At 72.7% G+C, this 9,575-nt stretch carries 9 protein-coding genes; 3 read left to right on the forward strand and 6 right to left on the reverse strand.

Going from position 1 to position 9,575, the window contains the following annotated elements; genetic code table 11:
• Window positions 1-73: 73 nt before the first annotated feature.
• Complete coding sequence (locus tag ADL08_RS06700) at window positions 74-1,216, forward strand: NADH-quinone oxidoreductase subunit D (RefSeq protein WP_053641133.1); 1,143 nt, start codon at window positions 74-76, stop codon at window positions 1,214-1,216.
• A gap of 67 nt (window positions 1,217-1,283) precedes the next feature.
• Here the strand turns inward: ADL08_RS06700 and ADL08_RS06705 are convergent, their stop codons facing one another.
• The 5 genes from ADL08_RS06705 to ADL08_RS06725 all read right to left on the reverse strand — a co-directional run bounded on the left by ADL08_RS06705 (window position 1,284) and on the right by ADL08_RS06725 (window position 5,359).
• Window positions 1,284-1,775: a GNAT family N-acetyltransferase gene (locus ADL08_RS06705; RefSeq protein WP_053641134.1), complete on the reverse strand. Its 492-nt coding sequence runs from the start codon at window positions 1,773-1,775 to the stop codon at window positions 1,284-1,286.
• A complete protein-coding gene (locus ADL08_RS06710; RefSeq protein ID WP_053641135.1) occupies window positions 1,772-2,812 on the reverse strand; it encodes a hypothetical protein in 1,041 nt (346 codons plus the stop codon). The genes ADL08_RS06705 and ADL08_RS06710 overlap by 4 nt, the downstream gene beginning before the upstream one ends.
• Before the next feature lie 130 nt (window positions 2,813-2,942).
• Window positions 2,943-3,950: an ABC transporter substrate-binding protein gene (locus ADL08_RS06715; RefSeq protein WP_053641136.1), complete on the reverse strand. Its 1,008-nt coding sequence runs from the start codon at window positions 3,948-3,950 to the stop codon at window positions 2,943-2,945.
• Window positions 3,951-3,963: 13 nt separating this feature from the next.
• Window positions 3,964-4,671 carry an ABC transporter permease gene (locus ADL08_RS06720; RefSeq protein ID WP_053641137.1) on the reverse strand — a complete coding sequence of 236 codons (708 nt, stop codon included), beginning with the start codon at window positions 4,669-4,671 and terminating at the stop codon, window positions 3,964-3,966.
• Between the two features lies 1 nt (window position 4,672).
• Complete coding sequence (locus ADL08_RS06725) at window positions 4,673-5,359, reverse strand: ABC transporter permease (protein WP_053641138.1); 687 nt, start codon at window positions 5,357-5,359, stop codon at window positions 4,673-4,675.
• A gap of 143 nt (window positions 5,360-5,502) precedes the next feature.
• Between ADL08_RS06725 and ADL08_RS06730 the strand changes: the two genes are divergently transcribed.
• Complete coding sequence (locus ADL08_RS06730; RefSeq protein ID WP_053641139.1) at window positions 5,503-6,543, forward strand: ABC transporter ATP-binding protein; 1,041 nt, start codon at window positions 5,503-5,505, stop codon at window positions 6,541-6,543.
• Here ADL08_RS06730 and ADL08_RS06735 read toward each other — a convergent pair.
• Window positions 6,530-7,642 carry an alpha/beta hydrolase gene (locus ADL08_RS06735; protein ID WP_053641140.1) on the reverse strand — a complete coding sequence of 371 codons (1,113 nt, stop codon included), beginning with the start codon at window positions 7,640-7,642 and terminating at the stop codon, window positions 6,530-6,532. The two genes, ADL08_RS06730 and ADL08_RS06735, sit on opposite strands and share 14 nt — an antisense overlap.
• A 165-nt stretch (window positions 7,643-7,807) precedes the next feature.
• Between ADL08_RS06735 and ADL08_RS06740 the strand changes: the two genes are divergently transcribed.
• Window positions 7,808-9,575 (forward strand): phosphatidylglycerol lysyltransferase domain-containing protein (locus tag ADL08_RS06740; RefSeq protein WP_199836964.1); only part of this gene is annotated, 1,768 nt, incomplete at its 3' end.

Consider the following 9,575-nt stretch of genomic DNA (forward strand, 5'->3'; position numbering starts at 1 on the left):
GGCCTCAGGGGTGCGGGGGCCTCAGGGGTGCGGGGGCCTTAGGGGTGCGTCCCGTACGGGAGATACTGGCCGCATGACGGAGACGACGGTCGGAATCGGCGGCGCGGCGGAGAGCACCGACATGGTGCTGAACATCGGGCCGCAGCACCCCTCGACCCACGGCGTGCTCCGGCTCCGGCTCGTCCTGGACGGCGAGGTGATCCGGTCGGCCGAGCCGGTGGTCGGCTACATGCACCGGGGGGCCGAGAAGCTCTTCGAGGCGCGGGACTACCGGCAGATCGTCATGCTGGCCAACCGCCACGACTGGCTGTCCGCCTTCTCCAGCGAGCTGGGCGTGGTGATGGCCGTCGAGCGGATGCTGGGCATGGAGGTCCCGGAGCGCGCGGTGTGGACCCGTACGCTCCTCGCCGAGCTGAACCGGGTCCTCAACCACCTCATGTTCCTCGGCTCGTACCCCCTCGAACTGGGCGGGATCACCCCGGTCTTCCACGCCTTCCGGGAGCGCGAGGAGCTCCAGGCGGTGATGGAGGAGGCGTCCGGCGGCCGGATGCACTACATGTTCAACCGGGTCGGCGGCCTCAAGGAGGACCTGCCGGCCGGGTGGACGGGGCGGGCGCGGCGGGCCGTCGCGGACGTGCGGTCGCGGATGGACGTGTACGACCGGCTCGTCCTCGGCAACGAGATCTTCCGGGGCCGCACGCGCGGGATCGGGGTCCTGTCGCGGGAGGCGGTCCACGCGTACGGGGTGTCGGGGCCGATCGCCCGCGCCTCGGGCGTCGACTTCGACCTGCGCCGCGACGAGCCGTACCTCGCGTACGGGGAGCTGGCGGACGTCCTGCGGGTGGCGGTGCGGGAGGAGGGCGACTGCCTCGCCCGGTTCGAGTGCCTCCTGGAGCAGACGCACAACTCCCTGGACCTGGCGGACGCCTGTCTGGACCGGATGGAGGAGCTGGCGCCGGGGCCGGTCAACCAGCGGCTGCCCAAGGTGCTGAAGGCGCCGGAGGGCCACACGTACGCGTGGACCGAGAACCCGCTCGGCGTGAACGGCTACTACCTGGTGTCGAAGGGCGAGAAGACCCCGTACCGGCTGAAGCTGCGCTCGGCCTCGTTCAACAACATCCAGGCGCTCGCCGAACTGCTGCCGGGGACGCTGGTCGCCGACATGGTGGCGATCCTGGGCTCGCTCTTCTTCGTCGTCGGCGACATCGACAAGTAGGTCCCGCGGCTGTCCGTATCGACGGGTAGGACCCGCCGCTGTCCGTATCGACGGACGGAACCCGCCGCTATCCGTCCTCGCGGCGCATCACCGCGTACGCGCGTCCCGACGTGCCGGGCGTGCGCCGGTCGACGACGGTCCAGCCCCAGCCCTCGTACCGCTTGGTCAACTCCGGTACGTCGAGGGTCATCAGAAGGCGTGACCCCGGGGCCGGGGCCGCGAGGATCGCGTCGTGGAGGGCGCGGCCGGTGCCGAGGCCCTGGTGGGCGGGGGCGACGACGAGTTCGGCGAGTTCGAAGGCGGGTTCCCGGCCGGTCAGGACGGTGTCGGTCCAGCCGGCCGCGAAGCCCCGGAGCTCGCCGTCGGGGCCGAACGCGGCGACGGCCCGGAAGTCGGGCCGCCCGGCCGCCGAGCCGAGCAGCCGCTCCACGGTCCGTACGGCGCCGAGCGGCGGCTCGTGCCAGGGGGCGCCGCAGAAGGCCTGGGCGCACAGGGCGAGCAGTTCGTCCCGGCGGCGGGCGACCTCGCCGGCCGGGAAGTCGGCGAGGCGGTGCGTCACGAGTTCACGGCCCCGCGCAGCTCCGCCAGGTCGAGCTGTTCCGTCTCGTCGTGCGCGGTCAGGTCGATGACGTGTCCGATCGTCCGCGGCGGCACGGGGGCGGGGCCGGTGACCGGGGCGAGGGCCGGGGCGCCGGTCCGCTCGGTCTCGGCGGCCAGGACCTCCTCGCCCACGACGTCGGCGAGGTCCGTGTGCTGCACGGCCTCGATGGCGTCCGCCGTCTTCTGCGTGCCGAAGAAGTCGAAGCCGCCCTCGGGGCGCGGGACGGGCCTGCGGGAGGCGTACGGGACGATCGCGGCCGCGATCGCCACGGGCGCGGGTGCGGGCGGGAGCGCGGGGGCGGGGGCGGCCGGCCGGGTGTGCTGCTCGGTCCCGGCGGCCGCCGCGTGCTTCCCCTGCGGTTCCTCCGTCTCCCGGGCGCGCTCGGCCAGGTCGCGGGCGCGGGCGGCCTCGGCGGTGCGGCGGGCCTGCTGGGCCGCGGCGTTGCGCGGGAGGTCGCGCAGGGCCTGGGCGGCGCGGCGGAACGCCTCGGGGGTGGGCGTGGAGCCGGCGGCCGGGAGGGCCTTGGCGTCGCCGTTGCCCGCGCTCTCCAGGGCGAGGACGCGGCGGCCCTCCAGCGCGCTGGCCCGCTCGGTCTCGGCGGTGGCGTAGCGGCGGAGCAGGTCGGCGTGCTCGCCGCGCAGTCCGGCGAGCTCCACGCGCTTGGCGCGGAGCTTGGCGTCGAGCCGGGAGCGCAGCGCGCGGGACTCGTCGAGGTCGGACTCCAGTTCGGCGACCCGTTCCTCGGCCTTCCACTGGTCGGCGGCGCGCGCCCGCTCGGTCTCGGCGACCCGCAGTCCGGCGCTCCGGTCCCAACTGCGCATGAGGACGGCGCCGGTGACGGCCGCGGCCGCCGCGGCGGCGGTCAGCAGCCGTACGACCACCAGGTCTCCGGGCAGCCAGGCGGCCGCGGCGCACACGACCGCGGCGCCGGCCACCGCGGAGGGCGGCAGCAGCTTGTGCAGAGGCGGGGAATGGCGGTGGCGTCCACGTGGCATGGCCTGAAATTTACCGTGCGTAGGCGTCATGTGGGGGGTCGGCCCGGCAATCTCTTGGCCACTTCTCGCCACCGGAAGTGGATATCGACCGTTCCGGTTCCGTTTCGGGCCGACTCCCCCCGCCCCACGCCTACTTCTTGAGCAGCCCCTTCGTCGTCAGATAGTCCTTGGCGACGTCCTCCGGCTTCGCCCGCTCGGCATCCACCTTGCGGTTGAGTTCGGCGAGATCCGCTGTGGTCAACACCTTGGTGATCTTGTCCAGGGCGGCGGCTATCTCGGGAGAACCGGCGTCCTCGGCGTTGACCACGGGCAGCACGTTGTCGGCGTTCTGGAGCTTCTTGTCGTCGGCGAGGAAGACCAGCCCGTAGTTCTCGATCGTGGCGTCCGTGGTGGTCGTCAGGACCAGCTGGTCCACCCCGTCCTTGACGGCCTGCTTGGCCTGCGGGGTGCCGACGCCCTTGGGGTCGATCCCGGCCACGTCGATCCCGTACGCCTTCTTCAGGCCGGGGGCGCAGAAGGGACGCACCGCGCATTCGTCACCGGCGGCGATCTTCACCTTGATCTTGGAGGCGCCGAGATCGGAAAGCGTCGTCAGCTTGTTCTTCTCGGCGAATTCCCTCGACACCGCGAAGGCGTTCTGGTCGACCGCCTCTCCGACCGCGAGCACCTTCAGACCGCGCGGCTCGGCGAGCTTCCGCAGCGCCTCGACCGTGGCCGCCGCGTCGCCCGAGGCGACCGGCTTCTCCTCGGGCGCCTTCGGCCCGTTCACCTTCGCGTTGAGGAATTCCGCGATCGTCGCCGCGTATTCCGGGACGACGTCGATCTCGCCCTTCTCCAGGGAGGGCTCGTACAGCTCGCGATTCTTCACGGTGGTGATCGAGACGGAGTATCCGGCGTCCCGCAGCGACTGGGCGTACAGCTCGGCGAGGACCTTGGCCTCGGTGAAGGCGGCCGCGCCGACCACCAGCGAGCCCTTGGACCCGCCTCCGGAGCCCCCCGAGCCACCGGAGCTCCCGGAGCCGTTCTTCTTGCCGTCCTCCAGGCTGTCACCGCCGCACGCCGCGAGGGCGGCGGTCAGCGCCGCCGTACCCAGCAGCGCGCCCGCGATACGCGAGACCCTGTTCACGAGATCACCCATCCACTCGGCTTCGTCAGATCGTTCTGTTCTTCGGCACGCGCGCGTGCCCCCGGCCCGGACCGCGTCCCGGCCCCGGCAGGAGCCGGTCGGCACCGGCGAGCACGCCCTCCACCAGGAGGGCGAGCAGCGCCACGAGCACGGCGCCCGCCACCACCTGCCCCGTGTCGTACGTGGCGAACCCGGCCGTGATGATCCGGCCGAGACCGCCCTGGCCGACCATCGCCGCGACCGTGGCCGTGGCGACCACCTGCACCGCGGCCGAGCGGACGCCGGTCATCACCACCGGCCGGGCCAGCGGCAGTTCCACCCGCAGGAAGACCTGCCCGCCCGTCATCCCCATGCCCCGCGCGGCCCGCACCGCGGCCCGGTCCACCTCCCGCACCCCCACGTACGCGTTGGTGAGGAGCGGGGGCATCGCGAACAGCACCAGGGCCACCACGGTCGGCACGTATCCGGCGTTCCGCAGGGGCGACACCATGAACAGGGCCAGGACCGCGAAGACGGGCACCGCCCGCCCCACGTTCGACACGTTCACCGCGAGCGCCCCGCCCCGGCCCAGGTGGCCCAGCCACAGGCCCGGCGGCAGCGCGAGCGCCGCGGCGATCAGGAGCGCGAGCCCGCTCACGTACACGTGCTCGGCGAGCCGCTGCCCTATGCCGCCGTCCCCCGTCCAGTGCGCGCCGGTGGTGAGCCAGCCCCAGGCGTCCGTCACGACCCCCACCTCACCCACCTCCCGGCGCGGTCCGTATGCGGGCCCAGGGCGTCAACAGCCGCTGGAGGCCCAGGAGCAGCAGGTCGGCGACGACGGCGAGCAGCACGCACAGCACCGAGGCGGCGAGCACCTGCGCCTTGAAGAAGGTCGGCAGGGCGTCCTCGACGAGGTTGCCCAGGCCGCCGCGCCCGACGACCGAACCGATCGTCGTCAGCGCGATCGTGGACACCGTCGCCATCCGCACGCCGGCCATCAGGACCGGCAGCGCCAAGGGCAGTTCGACCGCCCACAGCAGCCGCAGCGAGCCGTACCCCATGCCCCGGGCCGCCTCCCGCGTCTCGGCGGGCACGGCGGCGAGCCCCGCCAGCGTGTTCCGCACGAGGATCGTCAGGGCGTACAGCACGAGGCCGGTCACCACGAGCGCCGCCGAGAGCCCGAAGAACGGCAGCAGCAGCGAGAACATCGCGAGCGACGGGACCGTGTAGAGCAGCGTGGTCAGTCCGAGGACCGGGCCCGCGAACCGGGGCCTGGCCCGGACGAGCAGCGCCAGCGGCACCGCGACGGCGAGCGCGATCAGCACGGAGGCGGCCGTGATTCCCACATGCTGGAGCAGTGCCTCCGTCAACTCCTCACGGCGGGTGCGGAGGTACTCCCCGCAGATCCAGTCGTTCGTGACCAGACAGTTCGGCGCGCTCATCGTCCCTCCCCCCGGGTCTCCACCTACCCGAACGCTTGTGTGGACGACCCTAACCCCCGCCACCGACAATCCCCGGGATCCGCCACAATGCGGCAACACGCCCTTCACACACCCCCGCCGCCCAGGGGCCAGAATGGGGAACCATGATCCGGTTCGAGCACGTGACCAAGCGGTACGACGACGGCACCACCGCCGTGGACGACCTCTCCTTCGAGGTCGCCGAGGGCGAACTCGTCACCCTGGTCGGCCCGTCCGGCTGCGGCAAGACGACCACCATGATGATGGTGAACCGGCTCGTCGAACCGACCTCGGGACGCGTCCTCGTCGACGGCGAGGACATCGCCGGCGTCGACCCGGTCGCCCTGCGCCGCAAGATCGGCTACGTCATCCAGCAGGTCGGCCTCTTCCCCCACCGCACCGTCCTCGACAACACCGCGACCGTCCCCTCCCTCCTCGGCTGGAAGAAATCGGCGGCACGCGCGCGGGCCGCCGAACTCCTCGACCTCGTCGGCCTCGACCCGGCCACGTACGGCTCCCGCTACCCCGCCCAGCTCTCCGGCGGCCAGCGCCAGCGCGTCGGCGTCGCCCGCGCCCTCGCCGCCGACCCGCCCGTCCTCCTCATGGACGAGCCCTTCGGCGCCGTCGACCCCGTCGTCCGCGAACGCCTCCAGAACGAGTTCCTCGCCCTCCAGGCCACCGTCCGCAAGACCGTCCTCCTCGTCACCCACGACATCGAGGAGGCCGTCCGCATGGGCGACCGCATGGCCGTCTACGGCCAGGGCCGCATCGAGCAGTTCGACGCCCCCGCCACCGTCCTCGGCTCCCCCGCCACCCCGTACGTCGCGGACTTCGTCGGCAGCGACCGCGGCCTCAAACGGCTGGCCGTCACCCCCGTCACGGAGGCCGACCTCGACCCCGTACCGGCCGGAGGCCCCGACGGCACGGGCCCCGGCGGCACGGGCCCCGGCGGCACGGGCCCCGGCGGCGAGGACGGCGCCCCCGACCCCGTACCCCTCGGCACGTCCCTCAAGGAGGCGCTCGCGGCCCTCCTCCAGCACGACACCGGACGCCTCACCGTCACCGGCCCCGACGGCGCCCCCCTCGGCGTCCTCACCCCGGCCGGCGTCCACCGCGCGCTGCGCCGGGCCACGGTCCCCCGGGAGGAGGACGTCAGCCCGCGCTGAGCTTCCCGCCCATCCACACGAGCCCCGGCGGGATCTCCCGGTTCCACGTGTTGAAGTTGTGGCCGCCGCTGTCCAGCACGATCGACGAGACCTCCGCCGGGCTCTTCACCTTCCGGACGAACTCCCGCGTCCCCCTCAGGTTGTCCTCGCCCCTCTTCGACGTCGTCACCAGGAACGACGACCTCCCCTGCGGCAGGTGGTCCAGGCTCCACAGCAGGTCCGCCCGCTTGCGCAGCCGGTCGTCGCCCCGGAACAGGTCACCGGTCGTCACGTCCTCCGCCGCCCGGTAGTACGCCGAGAAACCCGCCCCCGCCGCGAACCGGTCCGGATGGTGCAGCGCGATCTTCAGCGCGCAGTACGCCCCCGTCGAGTTCCCCATGAAGCCCCAGTTCCGGGGCTTCGTCCCCACCCGGTACGCCCCCGAGACCGCCTCCGGCAGATCCTGCGCGAAGAACGTCTCCGTCTGCGGACCTCCCGGCACGTCCACGCACTCGGTGTCCCGCGGCGGCGCCACCGTCGGACGCAGCATCACCAGGACCATCGGCTGCATCCGCCCCTGCTTCGCCTGCTCGTACGCCGTCTTCGGGTACTTCAACCCCTTGATCAGGTTCTCCGCCGTCCCCGGATACCCCGTGAGCACCACCGACGCCGGGAACGTCCGCTTCGCGTACCGCTCCTGGAAGTACTCCGGCGGCAGGTACACGTAGGCCGACGAGACGATCCCCGACCGCTCCCCCGCCACCACGACCTTCTGGATCTGCCCGCCGACCTCCGGACGCCCGCCGCCCGGCACGTCCGTCGCCCGCGTCCCCACCACCCGCAGGTCCTTCGAACCGGCCTCGTGGTCGACGACCACCCCCATCTCCTGCTCCTGGCCGAACAGATCGGCCCACGAGCCGTAGAAGAGGAACGACCGGTTCGCCGCCAGGCCCACCGCCGCGAACAGCGTCACCTGCGTCACGAGCAGCAGACCCACCCGGCCCGCGACCGACCGCCACCCGCCGCGCGCGAGCCGCGGCCACAGCAGGACCGTGGCCAGGAACAGCACCACGGCCACCACGACCGCCAGCACGAGGACCTTGGTACTGGTGAGACCCATGAGTCGACCGAACCTTCTTTCCGAGAATTTCCCGTGAACCGATGAACCCGGCCCCGTACGGCGCCGTCCTAGAAGGCGCACCAGCCGGAACGGCCCGCCGAACGCGCCGCAGGGCCCGACCGGAGTCAGAGACCCTGCGCAGGACCACGGGAAGTACGGGAAACCATGTCTGTCACGGTAGATGGGGACAAAAGAGGATTGGTTCCGGTTCGAGCACGCCGGATCCTCCGCGGCCCCCGGCCCGAGAAGGTCCCCTCGCTCGTCGGCACGGCCTGCACCCTCGTCGGCCTCCTCGACATCGCCGCCGGAGTCTTCCCCCGCTTCCGCGCCAGCCGCGTCCACGCCGTCGCCGAAGTCCTCCCCGGCACCCTCGGCCCCCTCTCCGCCGCCCTCTCCCTGAGCGCCGGCATCCTCCTCCTGCTCCTCGCCCACGGCCTCAAGCGCCACAAGCGCCGCGCCTGGCGCGCCGCCGTCGTCCTCCTCCCCCTCGGCGCCACCGCCCAGTTCGTCTGGCGCCACTCGGTCCTCGGCTCCCTCCTCTCCCTCGCCCTCCTCGCCCTCCTGATCCGCCACCGCGCCGAATTCGCCGCCCTCCCCGACCCCCGCAGCCGCTGGCGCGCCCTCGCCAACTTCGTCGTCATGGGCGCCGGCTCCCTCGCCCTCGGCCTCGTCATCGTCAGCGCCCACCCGCGCCGCGTCGTCGGCAGCCCCAGCCTCACCGACCGCCTCGAACACGTCCTGTACGGACTCTTCGGCGTCGAAGGCCCCGTCGCCTACACCCACGACGTCGACTGGACCGTCGGCTACTCCCTCGGCGCCCTCGGCATGCTCACCGCCCTCACCACCATCTACCTGGCCTTCCGCCCCGAACACCCCGCCGCCCGCCTCACCGACGACGACGAGACCCGGCTGCGCGCCCTCCTCGACCAGCACGGCGGCCGCGACTCCCTCGGCCACTTCGCCCTCCGCCGCGACAAGGGCGTCATCTTCTCCCCCAGCGGCAAGGCCGCCGTCTGCTACCGCGTCGTCTCCGGCGTCATGCTCGCCAGCGGCGACCCCATCGGCGACGTCGAGGCCTGGCCCGGCGCCATCGAACGCTTCATGGACGAAGCCAAGATCCACTCCTGGACCCCCGCCGTCATGGGCTGCTCCGAGACCGGCGGCCAGGTCTGGACCCGCGAGACCGGCCTCGACGCCCTCGAACTCGGCGACGAGGCGGTCGTCGACGTCGCGGATTTCTCCCTCTCCGGCCGGGCCATGCGCAACGTCCGCCAGATGGTCAAGCGCATCGAGCGCAACGGCTACACCACCCGCGTCCGCCGCGTCCGTGACCTCGACGACGCCGAACTCGAACGCGTCCGCCGCGCCGCCGCCGACTGGCGCGGCACCGACACCGAACGCGGCTTCTCCATGGCCCTCGGCCGCATCGGCGCCCCCGGCGACGGCGACGCGGTGATAGCGACCGCCCACAAAGAGGACGAGGACGGCACGGAGACCCCCTACGGCGACCTCAAGGCGATCATCCACTTCGTCCCCTGGGGCCGCGACGGCATGTCCCTCGAACTCATGCGCCGCGACCGCTCCGCCGACCCCGGCATGAACGAGCTCCTCATCGTCGCCGCCCTCCAGGCCTCCCCCGCCCTCGGCATCGCCCGCGTCTCCCTCAACTTCGCCATGTTCCGCGCCGCCCTCGCCCGCGGCGAGAAGATCGGCGCCGGACCCGTCCTCCGCCTCTGGCGCGGACTCCTCGTCTTCCTCTCCCGCTGGTTCCAGATCGAGTCCCTCTACAAGTTCAACGCCAAGTTCCGGCCCCGCTGGGAACCCCGCTTCGTCGTCTACCGCACCAGCCGCGACCTCCCCCGCATCGGCTTCGCCGCCATGCAGGCCGAGGGCTTCGTGAACCTCTCCCTCCCCCGCCCCTTCACCCGCCGCC

It is taken from the genome of Streptomyces sp. NRRL F-6492 (assembly GCF_001280125.1).
Classification (GTDB): Bacteria; Actinomycetota; Actinomycetes; order Streptomycetales; family Streptomycetaceae; genus Streptomyces.

Coding starts and splice junctions, on each gene's coding strand:
- ADL08_RS06700 (WP_053641133.1), top strand. CDS start 74: ATGACGGAGACGACGGTCGGAATCGGCGGCGCGGCGGAGAGCACCGAC.
- ADL08_RS06710 (WP_053641135.1), bottom strand. CDS start 2,812: ATGCCACGTGGACGCCACCGCCATTCCCCGCCTCTGCACAAGCTGCTG.
- ADL08_RS06715 (WP_053641136.1), bottom strand. CDS start 3,950: ATGGGTGATCTCGTGAACAGGGTCTCGCGTATCGCGGGCGCGCTGCTG.
- ADL08_RS06725 (WP_053641138.1), bottom strand. CDS start 5,359: ATGAGCGCGCCGAACTGTCTGGTCACGAACGACTGGATCTGCGGGGAG.
- ADL08_RS06730 (WP_053641139.1), top strand. CDS start 5,503: ATGATCCGGTTCGAGCACGTGACCAAGCGGTACGACGACGGCACCACC.
- ADL08_RS06735 (WP_053641140.1), bottom strand. CDS start 7,642: ATGGGTCTCACCAGTACCAAGGTCCTCGTGCTGGCGGTCGTGGTGGCC.